Raw genomic sequence first — 16,111 nt, forward strand, 5'->3', positions numbered from 1 at the left:
CTCCGCGCTCGCGAAGACGTTGCGCAGCACGTTGGAGATGTCGCGCTCGGGCGCGACGAAGCCCGGGACCTCGGCGTTCGTGGAGTCCGAGAGGAGGAGGTCGATGCCTTCCTCACTCAGACGGGCGAACGCGTGGAGGTCGGTGAGGCGGCCGTCCAGCGGGAGCTGGTCCATCTTGAAGTCGCCGGTGCAGACCACGAGGCCGGCCGGGGTGCGCAGGGCGACGGCCAGTGCGTCCGGGATGGAGTGGTTGACCGCGATGAACTCGCACTCGAACGGGCCGAGACGCTCGGTGTCGCCCTCGACGACCTCAAGGGTGTACGGGCGGATGCGGTGCTCCTGGAGCTTGGCCTCGATCAGGGCGAGGGTCAGCTTGGAGCCGATGAGGGGGATGTCCGGCTTGAGGCGGAGGAGATAGGGGACTCCTCCGATGTGGTCCTCGTGGCCGTGGGTCAGGACGATGCCCTCGATGTCGTCGAGGCGGTCCTTGATGGAGGTGAAGTCCGGCAGGATCAGGTCGATGCCCGGCTGCTCCTCCTCGGGGAAGAGGACGCCGCAGTCGACGATCAGCAGACGGCCGTCGAACTCGAAGACCGTCATGTTGCGGCCGATCTCGCCGAGACCGCCCAACGGAGTGACGCGGAGGCCGCCCTTGGCGAGCTTCGGCGGGGCGCCCAGTTCGGGATGCGGATGACTCAAAAGACTCTCCTCACCACACCCGCCATGGATCTCGGGGATCGTGGCGGGCATGTCGTGTGCGTGCAGTGGCTGCACGGGCTGCTGCTGTCTGTGGGGGTACTGCTCGGTGGTGCTTGTTCAGTTGTGAAGTCAGTGTTCAGAGGTGTACCCCGCCTGCGGCGAGGTCGATCTTGAGCTGGTGGGTCTCGTCCGCGGACAGCTCGACGAGCGGCATGCGCAGGGGGCCGGCCGGCAGGTTCTGGAGAGCCAGGGCCGCCTTCGTGGTGATCACGCCCTGGGTGCGGAACATGCCGGTGAAGACCGGGAGGAGACGCAGGTGGAGCTCGGTGGCCTTGCGTACGTCGCCGGAGAGGTAGGCGTCCAGCAGGGCACGGAGTTCCGGGGTGACGACGTGGCCGACGACGGAGACGAAGCCGCACGCGCCCACCGAAAGGAGCGGGAGGTTGAGCATGTCGTCGCCCGAGTACCAGGCGAGGCCGGAGCGTGCGATCGCCCAGCTGGCGCGGCCGAGGTCGCCCTTGGCGTCCTTGTTGGCGACGATCCGCGGGTGCTCGGCCAATCGGACGATCGTCTCGGTGTTGATGGGAACGCCGCTGCGGCCCGGAATGTCGTAGAGCATCACCGGGAGCTCGGTGGCGTCGGCGATGGCGGAGAAGTGCCGGAACAGGCCCTCCTGCGGGGGCTTGTTGTAGTACGGCGTCACCGCGAGGAGGCCGTGGGCGCCGGTCTTCTCGGCGGTGCGGGCCAGCTCAAGGCTGTGACGGGTGTCGTTGGTGCCCACTCCGGCGATGACGTGGGCCCGGTCGCCGACCGCTTCCAGTACCGCCCGTACCAGCTCGTTTTTCTCCGCGTCGCTGGTGGTCGGGGACTCGCCGGTGGTGCCGTTGACGACGAGGCCGTCGTTGCCTGCGTCCACCAGATGGGCGGCGAGCCGCTGAGCGCCGTCGAGATCGAGTGCGCCGTCCGCCGTGAAGGGCGTGACCATCGCGGTGAGGACCCGCCCGAAGGGGGTCTGCGGAGTGGAGATCGGAGCCATGGGTAACACGCTACTCGCTGCTCAGCGCGGGGTGTCCCCTCGGGGGCACAGTGTACGGCGGGGGAAGAGGACACCGGCACTGCCTGCTCGGGGGTTCAAGCAGTGCCGGGTCCGTTTGATCAGCCTAGATGAACTTCTTGAAACGCCGCAATACGGACACCTCGTGCGGCCCATCCGTACATCTGTGCCCGCAAGGTGCCTGTGCAGCGTTACGGGGCGACCCGGCCGTTCTTGTTGAAGGCGGCGTGGGTGAGCGGCATGAGCTGCGCCCAGTGCGATTCCATCTGCTCGCCGACCATCTCGATCTCCCGCTGCGGGAAGGACGGGACCTTCGCCAGCTCGTGCTGGGTGCGCAGCCCGAGGAAGTGCATCAGCGAGCGCGCGTTGCAGGTGGCGTACATGGAGGAGTACAGGCCGACGGGGAGGGTGGCACGGGCGACCTCGCGGGCGACGCCGGCGGCCAGCATCTCCTGGTACGCCTCGTAGGACTGGCGGTAGGAGTCCTCCATGACGCGGGAGGTGAGTTCCTGCTGCGCCTCGGTGCCCTCGACGAACACGTACTTGCCGGGGCGGCCCTCCTGGACGAGCTTGCGGTCCGCGCCGGGCACGTAGAAGACCGGGTCGAGACGGCGGTAGCGGCCCGATTCCTCGTTGTACGACCAGCCGACGCGGTGGCGCATGAATTCGCGGAACACGAAGATCGGGGCGCTGATGAAGAAGGTCATCGAGTTGTGCTCGAAGGGGCTGCCGTGGCGGTCGCGCATCAGGTAGTTGATGAGGCCCTTCGAGCGCTCGGGGTCCTTGGTGAGCTCGTCCAGGGACTGCTCGCCGGCCGTCGAGACGCGGGCGGCCCACAGGACGTCCGAGTCCTGCGCGGCGTGCTTGACCAGCTCGACAGTGACTTCACTGCGGAAGCTGGGCTTCTGGGTCTCTTCGGGGGTGCTGTCCGGGGTCACGGTCACCGGCGGTCCTTCCACTTGCGTCGCTCTGGGCGGCGTCCACTCTACGGGCCGCGAGGGCGTCGCCGGGACGGACGGACCGTCAGGACATTCTTTGAGGTAGTCGGGGAAACAGGGCACCAAGTGGCAGCCCCGTTCGTCTCTCTCTGTAGAGGCATCACCGATGCGCCGACATTCGAAAAAGCAAAGGAGCGACACTCATGTTTCGCCGGCGAGAAGCCGTCCCGTTCGCCTTCGTGGCCGAGGCCGACCGCTTCCGCAGTAACGTCACCCCTCCCCCTCCGGAACGCCCGAGTGCGTCGCAGATCTTCGGGCGCTCGCTCGTCGGTCTGACCGTGGTCGCCGGGCTGGTGGGCTCGCTGATGTTCGGGCTCCCCGCCCTCGATCCGCAGAACTCGCCGGGCAAGGCGCAGCAGTCCGAAGCCGCTCAGGGGCGTTGACCTTTCGGGCATTCGGGTAGCTCACGACACGTCAGGTCTCTTCCGGGCCCCCTGAGGTGGCTCGGCGGAACGCCGCTCGGTAGCCTCACCGGGCACAGCCCAACCGAGCGTGCTTGTGAGTGAGGACCTGTCGTGCCCCTGCCCTTCTTGACGGCCGACCGCGCTTTTGCAGCCGACGCGTACGACATCGCGCTGCCGTACGACGACCACGACCAGTGGCGGCGTCCGTACCGCCCCGGGCCCTATCGGGTCGGGGCCGCCGCGGTGTTGCTGCTGCTCGCGTCGTTCGTGCTGCTGTCTGCGACGATCATCGCGTTCGCCGCGGAGCTGACCGCCGGGCTGATCGTGCTCGGCATCGGGCTGGCCACGGTCGCCTGTGCCCTGCGGATCCTGCGGATGGGGGTCTGGGTCAGCGGGGCGGGCCTCCGTCGGGTGGGTTTCCTGAGCACCGTCACGGTGCCGTGGGGGCAGACCGAGGTCGTACGGACCGTGCAGCAGCCGGTGCGCTGGCTCGGGCTGCCGCGGACCGTGCAGGGACAGGCGCTGGTCGCGCAGCGGCGGGGCGGGTCGCCGCTGCCGCCGCTGCTGACCGATCACAACGCGGACTTCCTGTCCCGTCCCGAGGCATTCGACCGGGCGGCCGACACGGTCGAGGCGTGGGGTGCCGAGTACCGGCGGTAGTCAGGGCGAGTACGGCATGAGTACTTGAGTAAGGGGCGACCTCCTGGAGGTCGCCCCTTACTCATGTACGGGTCCGGTCAGTCCGTGCGCACGGGTTTGCCGTCGTGCAGGGCGATGGCGCGCTGCATCGCCTTGCGGGCGCGCGGGGTGTCACGGGCGTCCTGGTAGGCGACGGCCAGGCGGAACCAGGAGCGCCAGTCCTCCGGGTTGTCCTCGGTCTCCACGCGACGCTTGGCGAACACCTCGTCGGCGGAGTCGCGGTCGATCCGGCCCGCCGGGGTGCGCCTCAGTTCGTCGACGGGCAGGGCGCCTTCGGCGTCGAGTGTCGCGGCGAGCTTGTTGGCCTTCCGTACGAACTCGGTGTTCTTCCAGAGGAACCAGACGCCGATGAGCGGGATGATCAGGGCGGCGGTGCCGAGGCCGATGCCGAGCGGGGTTCCCAGCTTCATCATGGCGACGGCACGGCCGCCGACCAGGACGAAGAAGACGACCAGGACGGCGGCCGTGACGAGGTAGGTGATCTTTGCGCGCATGGCTGTGGGGACCGCCGTCAGTTCAGGTCGAGGAAGTGTTCCAGGCCGAAGGTGAGGCCGGGAGCGGTGACCACGCGGCGGGCGCCGAGCAGGATGCCCGGCATGAAGCTGCTGTGGTGCAGGGAGTCGTGGCGGACGGTCAGGGTCTCCCCCTCGGCGCCCAGCAGGACTTCCTGGTGGGCGAGGAGGCCGCGCAGCCGGACCGAGTGGACGGGGATGCCGTCGACGTCCGCGCCGCGGGCGCCGTCCAGGGCGGTCGCCGTGGCGTCCGGCATGGGGGCGCTGCCGGCCTCGGCGCGGGCGGCGGCGATGAGCTGGGCCGTGCGGGAGGCCGTACCGGAGGGGGCGTCGGCCTTGTTCGGGTGGTGCAGCTCGATGACCTCGACGGACTCGAAGTACGGCGCGGCGATCTGCGCGAACTTCATGGTGAGGACGGCCCCGATGGAGAAGTTGGGGGCGATCAGGACACCGGTCGAGGGGGAGGCGTCCAGCCAGGAGTTCAGCTGCGCGAGGCGGTCCTCGGTCCAGCCGGTGGTGCCGACGACGGCGTGCATTCCGTTGCGCACGCAGAATTCGAGGTTGTCCATCACCGAGTCGGGGGTGGTCAGTTCGACGACGACCTGGGCGCCGGAGTCCTTGAGGGTCTCCAGCGTGTCGCCGCGACCGAGCGCGGCGACGAGTTCCAGGTCTTCGGCCGCTTCCACGGCCCGTACGGCTTCGGAGCCGATGCGGCCCTTCGCGCCGAGGACCGCCACGCGCAGCTTGCTCATTGCTCTTTGCTTCCTTCGGTGGAGTGGAGTTATGCGACCGCTTCGTCGAGGCGCGCGGCCTGCTTGCCCTTGAGCGGGCCGATCACCGAGAGGGACGGCCGGCTGCCCAGGATGTCGCGGGCCACCGAGCGCACGTCGTCGGGGGTGACGTCGGCGATACGGGTGAGCATGTCGCTGACGGACATGTGCTCGCCCCACGCGAGTTCGCTCTTGCCGATCCGGTTCATGATCGCTCCGGTGTCCTCCAGGCCGAGGACGGTGGAGCCGGAGAGCTGGCCGACGGCGCGGGAGATCTCGTCGTCGGTGAGGCCGTCGGCCGCCACCTGGTCGAGTTCGTCGCGGCAGATCTTCAGGACGTCGTGGACCTGGCTGGGGCGGCAGCCCGCGTACACCCCGAACAGGCCGCAGTCGGCGAAGCCCGAGGTGAACGAGTACACGCTGTAGGCCAGTCCGCGCTTCTCCCGGACCTCCTGGAAGAGTCGCGAGGACATGCCGCCGCCGAGTGCGGTGCTGAGCACGCTCAGGGCCCAGCGGCGCTCGTCGGTACGGGCGAGGCCCGGCATGCCGAGGACGACGTGGGCCTGTTCCGTCGTGCGGTCGAGGAGTTCGACCCGGCCCGCCGTGCGGAGCTTGCGGGAGCCCGCGCGCGGTGCGACCGGCGTGGCGTCGGGGCTGCCGAGGGCGTCGGCCCTCTCGAAGGCGCGGCGCACCTGTCGTACGACCGTGGCGTGGTCGACGTTGCCCGCGGCCGCGACCACCAGGTGGGTGGGGTCGTAGTGCTTCTTGTAGAAGCGGCGGATGCGGTCCGCGGTGAGCGCGTTGATCGTGTCGACGGTGCCGAGGACCGGGCGGCCGAGGGGGGTGTCGCCGAGCATGGTGTGCGCGAAGAGGTCGTGGACGCAGTCGCCCGGGTCGTCCTCGGTCATCGCGATCTCTTCGAGGATGACTCCTCGCTCGGCGTCGACGTCCTCCTGGCGGATCAGCGAACCGGTCAGCATGTCGCAGACCGTGTCGATGGCGAGGGGGAGGTCGGTGTCGAGGACACGCGCGTAGTAGCAGGTGTACTCCTTCGCCGTGAAGGCGTTCATCTCGCCGCCGACCGCGTCGATCGCGGAGGAGATGTCGAGGGCGCTGCGCTTGGCGGTGCCCTTGAAGAGGAGGTGTTCGAGGTAGTGCGTCGCGCCGTTCAGGGAGGGGGTCTCGTCGCGCGAGCCGACGTTGACCCAGATCCCGAAGGTGGCGGAGCGGACGGAGGGGAGGGTTTCGGTGACGATGCGCAGGCCGCCGGGGAGGGTGGTCCTGCGTACCGTACCGCTTCGCTTCGCTACGCCTTTGCTCAATTTTCCGTCCTTGGAGGCAAAGCTGCCGTTCTCCCCCTGGAGAAGCGTTTGGGTACGGGCGACGGCCCGCCCCTCCGAGGAGGTGCGGGCCGTCGTCACGGAACTACGGGACGTCACTTTTAGGCGTCGTCCTTCGTTTCGTCGTTCTCTTCACCCTCGATGACGGGGATGAGGGAGAGCTTGCCGCGGGAGTCGATCTCGGCGATCTCGACCTGCACCTTGGAGCCGACCGCGAGCACGTCCTCGACGTTCTCCACGCGCTTGCCGCCGGCGAGCTTGCGGATCTGCGAGATGTGCAGCAGGCCGTCCTTGCCCGGCATGAGCGACACGAACGCACCGAAGGTGGTGGTCTTGACGACCGTGCCCAGGTAGCGCTCGCCGACCTCCGGCATGGTCGGGTTGGCGATCGAGTTGATCGTGGCGCGGGCGGCCTCGGCGGCCGGTCCGTCGGCGGCACCGATGTAGATGGTGCCGTCGTCCTCGATCGTGATGTCGGCGCCGGTGTCCTCCTGGATCTGGTTGATCATCTTGCCCTTGGGGCCGATGACCTCACCGATCTTGTCCACCGGGATCTTGACGGTGATGATCCGGGGGGCGTTCGGGGACATCTCGTCCGGGACGTCGATGGCCTCGTTCATCACGTCGAGGATGTGGAGGCGTGCGTCGCGGGCCTGCTTCAGCGCGGCGGCCAGGACCGAGGCGGGGATGCCGTCGAGCTTGGTGTCGAGCTGGAGCGCGGTGACGAAGGTCTTCGTACCGGCGACCTTGAAGTCCATGTCGCCGAACGCGTCCTCGGCGCCGAGGATGTCGGTGAGCGCGACGTAGTGCGTCTTGCCGTCGATCTCCTCGGAGATGAGGCCCATGGCGATACCGGCGACGGGGGCCTTGAGCGGCACACCGGCGTTCAGCAGCGACATGGTCGAGGCGCAGACCGAGCCCATCGACGTGGAGCCGTTGGAGCCCAGCGCCTCGGAGACCTGGCGGATCGCGTAGGGGAACTCCTCGCGCGTCGGCAGGACCGGCACGATCGCGCGCTCGGCGAGCGCGCCGTGGCCGATCTCGCGGCGCTTGGGGGAGCCGACGCGGCCCGTCTCGCCGACGGAGTACGGCGGGAAGTTGTAGTTGTGCATGTAGCGCTTGCGGGTCACCGGGGAGAGGGTGTCCAGCATCTGCTCCATGCGCAGCATGTTGAGGGTGGTGACGCCCAGGATCTGGGTCTCGCCACGCTCGAACAGGGCGGAGCCGTGCACGCGCGGGATGGCCTCGACCTCGGCGGCCAGCGTACGGATGTCCGTGACGCCGCGGCCGTCGATGCGGACCTTGTCCTTGATGACGCGCTCGCGGACGAGCTTCTTCGTCAGGGCGCGGTAGGCACCGGAGATCTCTTTCTCGCGGCCCTCGAAGGCCGGGAGGAGCTTCTCAGCGGCGATCTCCTTGATGCGGTCCAGCTCGGTCTCGCGCTCCTGCTTGCCCGCGATGGTGAGGGCCTGGGAGAGCTCCGACCTGACGGCCTTGGTGAGGGCCTCCAGGACGTCGTCCTGGTAGTCGAGGAAGACCGGGAACTCGCCGGTGGGCTTGGCGGCCTTGGCGGCGAGGTCCGACTGGGCCTTGCAGAGGTTCTTGATGAAGGGCTTCGACGCGTCGAGACCGGCAGCGACGACCTCTTCGGTCGGGGCCTCGGCGCCGTCCTTGACGAGCTGGATCGTCTTCTCGGTGGCCTCGGCCTCGACCATCATGATCGCGACGTCGCCGTCCTCCAGGACACGACCGGCGACGACCATGTCGAAGACGGCGTCCTCAAGCTCGGTGTGCGTCGGGAACGCGACCCACTGGCCCTTGATCAGGGCGACGCGGGTGGCGCCGATCGGGCCGGAGAAGGGCAGGCCCGCCAGGATCGTGGAGCAGGACGCGGCGTTGATCGCGACCACGTCGTACAGGTGGTCGGGGTTGAGCGCCATGATCGTCTCGACGATCTGGATCTCGTTGCGCAGGCCCTTCTTGAAGGAGGGGCGCAGCGGCCGGTCGATCAGGCGGCAGGTGAGGATCGCGTCCTCGGAGGGCCGGCCCTCGCGGCGGAAGAAGCTGCCGGGGATCTTGCCGGCGGCGTACATGCGCTCTTCGACGTCCACCGTGAGGGGGAAGAAGTCGAGCTGGTCCTTGGGCTTCTTCGACGCGGTCGTGGCCGACATCACCATGGTGTCGTCGTCCAGGTACGCGACGGCGGAGCCGGCGGCCTGCTTGGCCAGGCGGCCCGTCTCGAAGCGGATGGTGCGGGTGCCGAAAGTGCCGTTGTCAATGACGGCCTCGGCGTAGTGGGTCTCGTTCTCCACTAGCGTTTTCTCCTCGTCTTCGTCCCCAGTCGCCCGTGTGGCGGTGGGACGGTGGCGGAGAAGCGTGCGCTGCGACTTGGTGCGGGCCGGTCTTCGATCGAAGCACCCGGGGTCGTGTTTCTCCGGGGGCCACTACCGAGGACCGGCGGGCTGGGCGGCGCGCCGCTTCTCGCTCTTCGTTTTGTTTCCTGCGTCGTGCTTGTCGTACGGCGTGCGGGGTGCCCCGTACGACGTACGCGCTGCGCGCCACGTCGTGCGTGCAGCGTCGAGCTGGTGCTGCGTCTTTCCCGTGCAGCGGGGTCCTACGCGTCCCAGACTAGATGCGGTCCGGTACGTCCCGCACGTACAAGTTCTGCACGTACGGCAAAGGGAGCGGTCCCAGTAGGCGGGAACCGCTCCCTTCGTGGCGTCTTACTTGGCGCCGCCGGCCGCACCGCGGCGGATGCCGAGGCGGTCGACCAGCGCACGGAAGCGCTGGATGTCCTTCTTGGCCAGGTACTGGAGCAGGCGACGACGCTGGCCGACCAGGATCAGCAGACCCCGGCGGGAGTGGTGGTCGTGCTTGTGCGTCTTCAGGTGCTCGGTCAGGTCCGAGATGCGGCGGGAAAGCATGGCGACCTGGACCTCGGGAGAGCCGGTGTCGCCCTCCTTCTGGCCGAACTCGGACATGATCTGCTTCTTGACAGCGGCGTCGAGCGCCATGCGTGCTCCTCGTGATGAAGTGATTGCCACCGAGTGCCCCTGGTCTCGTTCTCAGGGGAGCTTCCGTTACTCGGGAGGCGGGGATCCGATGGGCGCAGCCCGCAGAGCTCCGGGGAGTCTCCGATGGGCGCGTACACAAACGGCCGTAGGTCAGAGTACCAGGCCGGAGGTTCGGTCCTCGCAGGGTGAGCGTGAGGGGTGCCGGGCGCCGGGACGCGGCGCGGACTACCGGAAGCCGGTGCGGAGCAGACGGTACATGTCGAAGACGGCCAGGCAGAGCGGGACGAGGGTGAGCAGGACGCAGGCCTCGGCGATCTCCAGGAAGCGGCCCCAGAAGGGAGTGACCCCTTTGTTCGGGACGATCAGGGCGATGGCCGTCAGCACGGCGGCGGCGAAGGCGAGGGCCGCGGTGAGAGTCACCGTACGGAGGTCCGCGTGGCCGGGGGCGAGGGCTCCGGCGATCGGGACGGCCGGCGGGCGGAGGGCCGGGCCCAGACCTGCCAGCAGAAGGGCGGTGAGTCCTGCGGCCAGCACGCAGCCTGCTTGGGCCGTGTAGCGGAAGAGGTGGGCGCGCAGCAGGAGGGCGACGCCGAGGGCCAGGGCGAGCAGCTGGGCGTGGGCCTCGCCGGAGAAGCCGAGTACGGCGGCGGACACGACGGCGACGAGGGCGCATCCGCCGATGAGGCCGGTGAGGAGTTCGTGACCGCGGCGGGTGCGGGCGGCGATGCGCACCGGGTCGACGGGGTCGCGGCGCGATTCTCCGGCGTCGAGGTCCGGGTCGGGGTCTGCCGCGTAGCCGTCGGCGGCCGGGGTGGGCGGCGGGGCGAAGCCGACCGGGAGCCGGGCGAAGCGGGCGGACAGTCCGGGAAGGAAGGCGAGCGCGCCGGCCACGAGCGGGGCGCAGAGGGCGGCGGCGCGGGAGGGCGTGAGGTCGGCGACGGTCGCGAGGAAGGCGAGGAGGAGACCGGTGGCGGAGGCGACGGTGGTGGCGACGAAGGAGGCGTCGGTGGGGGTGCTGGTGGGGAGGGGGGTGCCGCGAACCGAGTGACGTGGGGAGTGGACAGGGTCGGCGGGGTTGAGGGGGCCGTGGTGAGTGCTGCGCGAGGCGGTGGTGGCGGTGTCGCCGCGGCGGGAGGCGATGAGGAGGAGCACGGAGGAGAGGAGGACGGCGGCACAGGCGAGCAGGAGGCGGAGCTGCCCCGTTTCTGTGCCGGGTGCCGCCGGCACGAGCGCGGCCCCGGCGACGGCCGCGTGCGCGAGGGCCGCGAGGCCGAGGGAGACGGCGGAGCCCTGGTCGTCGTACACCCGGGTGCGGACGGCGGCGAGTGCGAGGAGGAGGACGGCGGCCACCGCGGCGAGGGCGCCGGGGAGTCCGTGGGTGCCGTGGCCGGGGGCGTCCCAGAGGATGAAGGCCAGCAGCACGAGCAGCGCGGCTCCGGCGAACAGGCCGGTGGTGCGGGTGAGTTGATCGCCCCAGAGGGTGCGGTCGCGGATCACCGCGGAGGCGACGGCGTCCGTGACGTCGTCGAAGACGGGCGGGGCGAGGGACTCGGCGAAGGGGCGCATCGCCAGGATCTCGCCGTCGAGGACGCGCTGGGCGGCGAGGCTGCGGGAACTGTCGAGGACGGAGCCGTCGCGGCGGACGAGGTGGTGGCCCACGGGGGCGTGGGGGACGGGGCGCTGGCGGGAGAGGCGGAGGATTTCGGGCTGGAGGTCGGCGAGGGGGAGGTCGTCGGGGAGGGCTACGTCGATGCGTGAGTGAGGGGTGGTGATGGTGAGGCGGCGGAAGCCGGTGGGGTGGGTGGGCACGCGGTGGGGAGTGAGGGAGGTGGGGGGCCGGGAGGGGGTGTGGGAGGCGGGGGGTCGATGCGGGGTATGGGGGACGGGGGTGGGGAGCGGGGCGGGAACGGGGGCTGGGTCAAGGGTCGTGGGGGCTGAGCCAGGGTCTCTACGGGTTACGGGCGGGGGCGAGGGGGCTGGGTCAGGGGCTGTATGGGCTGCGGGCGGGGGCGAGGGGATCCCGTGGGGGGTCAAGTGGACTGCTCCTCAAGGGGGGTCAGCAGGGCTCTTTTGTTCGTCAAACGGCGCGTGGGCGGGAAGGTGGCGGGTCCCGGCACCTCGGGACTGAGCCAGGGGCTCTACGGGTCGCGGGCGCGGGCGAGGGGCTCCGGTGGAGGGCCAAGTGAAGTGCTCATCCCGGGTGGTTGGCAGGGTTCGCCTGTTCGTCAAACGCCGCGCGGGCGGGAAGGTGGCGGGTCCCGGAGCGTCGGGAGGCGCGGGGGTTGGTGGGTTGACGTCGAGGGCGGGGCGGGTGGGCTGGGGCAGTAGGATCCGGCCGCGGCCGGGGCCCGGATCGTTGGGATGTGGGTGCAACACGGCTGTTCGGTTGGGGAATGGGGGATCGTGGGCCAGATCGTCGTGAAGCGTCCGCCTCGTGTCGTGCCGCCGGCTTGCGCAGGAGAGCCGGTGCAGTTGCCGCCGCCTCCGGAGCTGCCCCGGGAACAGCAGGAGGGGATGCTGATGCAGCTCCTGCCGATGCTGGGGATGGGCGGCTCGGTCGTCTTCCTGCTCATGGGGAACAACTCGCTCATGAGGTTCATGGGCGGGTTGATGATCGTGTCGACCGTGGCCATGGCAGTGGCGATGTTCGTCCGGCACCGGCGGGGCGCACAGGGGCAGTTGGCGGAACTGCGGCGCGACTATCTGAGACATCTGGCCTCGGCGCGGAGGAAGGTGCTGCGGACCGCCCGGCAGCAGCGGGACGTGCAGTACTGGCTGCATCCGTCGCCCGAGCAGTTGTGGGCGTTGGTCGCCGAGGGGAGCCGGCTGTGGGAGCGGCGGCCCGGGGACGCCGACTTCGGGCAGGTGCGGGTGGGGCTGGGAAGTCAGGGGCTCGCCACTCCCCTGGTGGCTCCGGAGACCGCGCCGGTGGACGAGCTGGAGCCGTTGGCGGCGGGGGCGCTGCGGCAGTTCCTGGAGACGCACAGCACGGTGGCCGCGCTGCCGATCGCCGTGTCGTTGCGGGCCTTCTACCACGTGGTGGTGAGCGGGGACGCGGACCGTGTGCGGAGTGAGGCACGGGCGATGGTGGCGTCGTTGACGGCGCTCCACTCCCCCGGCGACCTGGTCGTCGCGGTCGCCGCTGGTGGGCGGAGCACGGCGGAGTGGGACTGGGTGAAGTGGCTGCCGCACGCACAGCGCGCGGGCGTGCCGGACGCGGCGGGGACTCCGCGGCTTTTCGCGGGTGGGGTGCGGGAGCTGGAGGGGCTCCTGGGGAGGTTGCTGGAGGGGCGGCCGCGGTTCCGGGCGGACGGGCCCGCGGCCCTCGACCGGCCGCACGTGGTGGTGGTGCTGGACGGCGTGACCGTGCCCGTGGGCGCGGCGCTGGCCGCCGCCGAGGGGTTGCAGGGGGTGACGGTCGTCGAGGTCGTGCCGGGTGAGCTGGGTGAGGGGGAGGTACGCGGCGGGCTGGGCGTGGTCGTACGCGAGGGCGGGGCGCTGCGGCTGGAGGCGGGGGACGGGGTCGTGTACGAGGGGGTGGCGGACGCGCTGGGCCGGACGGGGACAGAGGCGCTGGCCCGGCAGCTGGCGCCGTTGCGGGTGCCCGCGGGGGTGGACGAGGGCGAACCGCTCCTGGCCGAGCTGGAGTTCACGGATCTGTTGGAGCTGGGTGACGCGGACGGTGTGGAGGTCGCACGGACCTGGCGGCCCCGGGCGCGGGCCGACCGGCTCCGGGTGCCGATCGGGGTGGGCGAGGACGGCGCTCCCGTACTGCTGGACCTGAAGGAGGCGGCGCAGGAGGGGATGGGGCCGCACGGGCTGTGCGTGGGGGCGACGGGTTCGGGGAAGTCGGAGCTGCTGCGGACACTGGTGCTGGGGCTGGCGGTGACGCATTCGTCGGAGACGTTGAACTTCGTGCTGGCGGACTTCAAGGGCGGGGCGACGTTCGCCGGGATGGCGCAGTTGCCGCACGTGGCGGCGGTGATCACCAACCTGGCCGACGACCTGTCGCTGGTGGACCGGATGGGCGACTCGATCCGGGGTGAGCTGAACCGGCGGCAGGAGCTGCTGCGGGACGCCGGGAACTACGCGAACGTGCACGACTACGAGCGGGCGCGCGCGGCGGGGGCGAAGGGGGCGGGCGGGGCGGCGCTGCACCCCGTTCCCTCACTCGTCCTGGTGATCGACGAGTTCAGTGAGCTGTTGAGCGCCATGCCGGACTTCATCGAGATGTTCGTGCAGATCGGGCGGATCGGCCGCTCGCTGGGCGTGCATCTGCTGCTGGCCTCGCAGCGGTTGGAGGAGGGGCGGCTGCGCGGGCTGGAGACCTACCTGTCCTACCGGGTGGGGTTGCGGACCTTCTCGGCGGCGGAGTCGCGGGCGGCGCTGGGGGTGCCGGACGCCTACCAGCTCCCGAACGTGCCCGGTTCGGGTTATCTGAAGCACGGCACGGACGAGCTGGTGCGTTTCAAGGCGGCGTACGTGTCGGGGCCGTACCGGGATGCGGAGGTGGCGGCGGCCGTCGACGCCGCGGCGGGTACGGCGGCGGTGGAGCGGCGGCCGGTGCTGTTCACGGCGGGCCCGGTGGAGGGGCGACGGGCGGTGTCGGACGTGCGGGCGACCGTGGCGCCGTCCGTGCCCGGGGCACGGGCCGCCGGGGACGGGGCGTCGGCCGCTGCCGTGCCCGCCGACGGCGTGCCGACGGATCCGGCGCCGACGGAGGACACGTGGGCGGGTGGGGCACCGGAGGGTTCTCCACCGGGGGAATCCGCGCTGTCCGATTCCGTACTGGACGTGATCGTGCGACGGCTGGAGGGGCAGGGGCCGCAGGCGCACCGCGTATGGCTGCCGCCGCTGGAGAACCCGCCGTCACTGGACGCGCTGACGTCCGCCGCAGCCGCGGCACGGCTCTCGGTGCCGCTGGGGCTGGTGGACAGGCCGTTCGAGCAGCGGCGGGACGCCCTGTGGCGGGACTTCTCCGGGGCCGCCGGGCACATGCAGATCGTCGGGGGACCGCAGTCCGGCAAGTCGACGCTGCTGCGGACTCTGGTGGCGTCCTTCGCGCTGACGCACTCGCCGCGGGAGGTGCAGTTCTACGCGCTGGACTTCGGTGGCGGCGGGCTTTCCGCGGTGGCCGGGCTGCCGCACGTGGGCGGGGTGGCGTCCCGGCTGGACCCGGAGCGGGTGCGCCGTACGGTCGCCGAGGTGTGCGGGGTGCTGGCGGAGCGCGAGGAGTACTTCCGGGCGGAGGGCGTCGATTCGGTGGCGACGTACCGGGCGATGCGGGCGAGCGGCGCGATCCCGGCGGCCGAGCAGCCGTGGGGAGACGTCTTCCTGCTGATCGACGGCTGGGGCAACTTCCGTACGGAGTACGAGGCGTTGGAGTCGGTGGTGGCCGACCTCGCGGCGCGGGGGCTGGGCTACGGCATCCACGTCGTGCTGACGGCCTCGCGGTCGATGGAGGTGCGGGCACAGCTCAAGGACCTCCTGATGAACCGCCTGGAACTGCGGCTCGGCGACGTCATGGACTCGGAACTGGACCGGAAGGCGGCCGCTCAGGTGCCGGCCGGGGTGCCGGGGCGGGGGCTGACGCCGGAGAAGCTGCATTTCATGGCTGCGGTGCCGCGGGCCGACGGGGTGGGGTCGGGCGACGGGCTGTCGGAGGGGACGGCGGCACTGGTGCGGGAGGTCGCGGCACGGTGGCCGCACGCGGCGCCCCAGGTGCGGCTGCTCCCCCGGCGGTTGGCGGCCGAGGAGCTGCCCTCCGGAGGGTCGCGGCCCGCGGAAGGGGTGGCGTTCGGGCTCGACGAGGACCGGTTGGACCCGGTGTTCGTGGACTTCGAGCGGGATCCGTTCTTCCTCGTGTTCGGGGAGGCCGAGTCCGGCAAGACGAACCTGTTGCGGCTGCTGATCGCGCAGTTGAGCGAACGGTACGCGGGCGAGGAGTGCAAGTTCTTCGTCATCGACAACCGGCGCGGCCTGCTGGACGTGACGCCGACGACGCACCTGGCGGAGTACGTGCCGATGTCGCACGCCATGGACCACCATGTGGCGGCGCTGGCCGAGCTCATGCAGCGGCGCACGCCGTCGGCGGACGTGACGGCACACGAGCTGCGGGAGCGGAGCTGGTGGCAGGGGCCGACGGTGTTCGTCGTGGTCGACGACTACGACCTGGTGTCGGCGTCGAGCGGCAACCCGCTCGCCCCGTTGACGGAGTTGCTGCCGTTCGCGCGGGACGTGGGGGTGCGGTTCGTGGTGGCGCGCAACACGGCGGGCGCCGGCCGGGCCGCGTACGAACCCTTCGTGCAGCGGATGGTGGAGCTGGGGGCGCAGGGCGTGGTGCTGTCCGGCGACCCGAACGAGGGGGATGTCTTCGGCGGCGTGCGTCCGCGTCCGATGCCGACGGGGCGGGGCGTGGTGGTGTCGCGGAGGCGGGGGGCCACGTTGGTGCAGACGGGGCTGGTCGGGCGGACGGGGACGGTGGGTCCCCCGGGCCCCGCAGCCTCCCCGGCCTGACGTCTCCCGGGGGTTCCTGGGCGGCGGCCGAGCCGGCAGGTCGGCGCTGGTCGGCGCTCCGGGGCCCCGACGGGGTCGGCCGCGCACGAGGCAGGGCAAAGGGAC

At 70.8% G+C, this 16,111-nt stretch carries 12 protein-coding genes (1 of these 12 only partly in view); 3 read left to right on the forward strand and 9 right to left on the reverse strand.

The annotated features are described in order from the left end of the window. The 3 genes from ACQPZG_RS09460 to thyX all read right to left on the reverse strand — a co-directional run. On the reverse strand, nucleotides 1–699 hold the start of the coding sequence (locus ACQPZG_RS09460; protein ID WP_433545381.1) for a ribonuclease J. It extends 987 nt beyond the left edge of the window; 699 of the gene's 1,686 nt are visible here — the first part of the coding sequence; its start codon is at nucleotides 697–699; the stop codon falls past the left edge of the window. Nucleotides 700–835: 136 nt separating this feature from the next. After that, nucleotides 836–1,735 carry a 4-hydroxy-tetrahydrodipicolinate synthase gene (dapA, locus tag ACQPZG_RS09465; protein WP_433545382.1) on the reverse strand — a complete coding sequence of 300 codons (900 nt, stop codon included), beginning with the start codon at nucleotides 1,733–1,735 and terminating at the stop codon, nucleotides 836–838. Nucleotides 1,736–1,944: 209 nt separating this feature from the next. Further along, nucleotides 1,945–2,697, reverse strand: coding sequence for an FAD-dependent thymidylate synthase (gene thyX / locus ACQPZG_RS09470; protein ID WP_185034562.1), 753 nt, complete (start codon nucleotides 2,695–2,697; stop codon nucleotides 1,945–1,947). Nucleotides 2,698–2,894: 197 nt separating this feature from the next. Between thyX and ACQPZG_RS09475 the strand changes: the two genes are divergently transcribed. Continuing rightward, nucleotides 2,895–3,134: a hypothetical protein gene (locus ACQPZG_RS09475; RefSeq protein ID WP_433545383.1), complete on the forward strand. Its 240-nt coding sequence runs from the start codon at nucleotides 2,895–2,897 to the stop codon at nucleotides 3,132–3,134. Between the two features lie 132 nt (nucleotides 3,135–3,266). Further along, nucleotides 3,267–3,815 (forward strand): hypothetical protein, encoded by a 549-nt coding sequence (locus ACQPZG_RS09480; protein WP_433545384.1) that lies wholly within the window; start codon nucleotides 3,267–3,269, stop codon nucleotides 3,813–3,815. 77 nt (nucleotides 3,816–3,892) lie between these two features. Here ACQPZG_RS09480 and ACQPZG_RS09485 read toward each other — a convergent pair whose 3' ends face one another. The 6 genes from ACQPZG_RS09485 to eccD form a co-directional block, all read right to left on the reverse strand. Then, complete coding sequence (locus ACQPZG_RS09485; RefSeq protein WP_433545385.1) at nucleotides 3,893–4,348, reverse strand: hypothetical protein; 456 nt, start codon at nucleotides 4,346–4,348, stop codon at nucleotides 3,893–3,895. Between the two features lie 17 nt (nucleotides 4,349–4,365). Beyond that, complete coding sequence (dapB, locus tag ACQPZG_RS09490) at nucleotides 4,366–5,118, reverse strand: 4-hydroxy-tetrahydrodipicolinate reductase (protein ID WP_433545386.1); 753 nt, start codon at nucleotides 5,116–5,118, stop codon at nucleotides 4,366–4,368. A gap of 29 nt (nucleotides 5,119–5,147) precedes the next feature. After that, the gene (locus ACQPZG_RS09495; protein ID WP_433545387.1) at nucleotides 5,148–6,575 is read right to left on the reverse strand and encodes a M16 family metallopeptidase; all 1,428 of its coding nucleotides are present in this window, start codon (nucleotides 6,573–6,575) and stop codon (nucleotides 5,148–5,150) included. A gap of 2 nt (nucleotides 6,576–6,577) precedes the next feature. After that, complete coding sequence (locus ACQPZG_RS09500) at nucleotides 6,578–8,788, reverse strand: polyribonucleotide nucleotidyltransferase (protein WP_433545388.1); 2,211 nt, start codon at nucleotides 8,786–8,788, stop codon at nucleotides 6,578–6,580. Nucleotides 8,789–9,199: 411 nt separating this feature from the next. Next, nucleotides 9,200–9,490 (reverse strand): 30S ribosomal protein S15, encoded by a 291-nt coding sequence (gene rpsO, locus ACQPZG_RS09505; protein ID WP_185034549.1) that lies wholly within the window; start codon nucleotides 9,488–9,490, stop codon nucleotides 9,200–9,202. A gap of 225 nt (nucleotides 9,491–9,715) precedes the next feature. Further along, nucleotides 9,716–11,299: a type VII secretion integral membrane protein EccD gene (eccD, locus tag ACQPZG_RS09510; protein WP_433545389.1), complete on the reverse strand. Its 1,584-nt coding sequence runs from the start codon at nucleotides 11,297–11,299 to the stop codon at nucleotides 9,716–9,718. 594 nt (nucleotides 11,300–11,893) lie between these two features. Between eccD and eccCa the strand changes: the two genes are divergently transcribed. Further along, a complete protein-coding gene (eccCa, locus tag ACQPZG_RS09515) occupies nucleotides 11,894–16,006 on the forward strand; it encodes a type VII secretion protein EccCa (RefSeq protein ID WP_433545390.1) in 4,113 nt (1,370 codons plus the stop codon). Nucleotides 16,007–16,111 lie beyond the last annotated feature (105 nt).

Origin of the sequence: Streptomyces sp. CA-294286, assembly GCF_050947155.1 — a bacterium.
Taxonomy (GTDB): Bacteria; Actinomycetota; Actinomycetes; order Streptomycetales; family Streptomycetaceae; genus Streptomyces.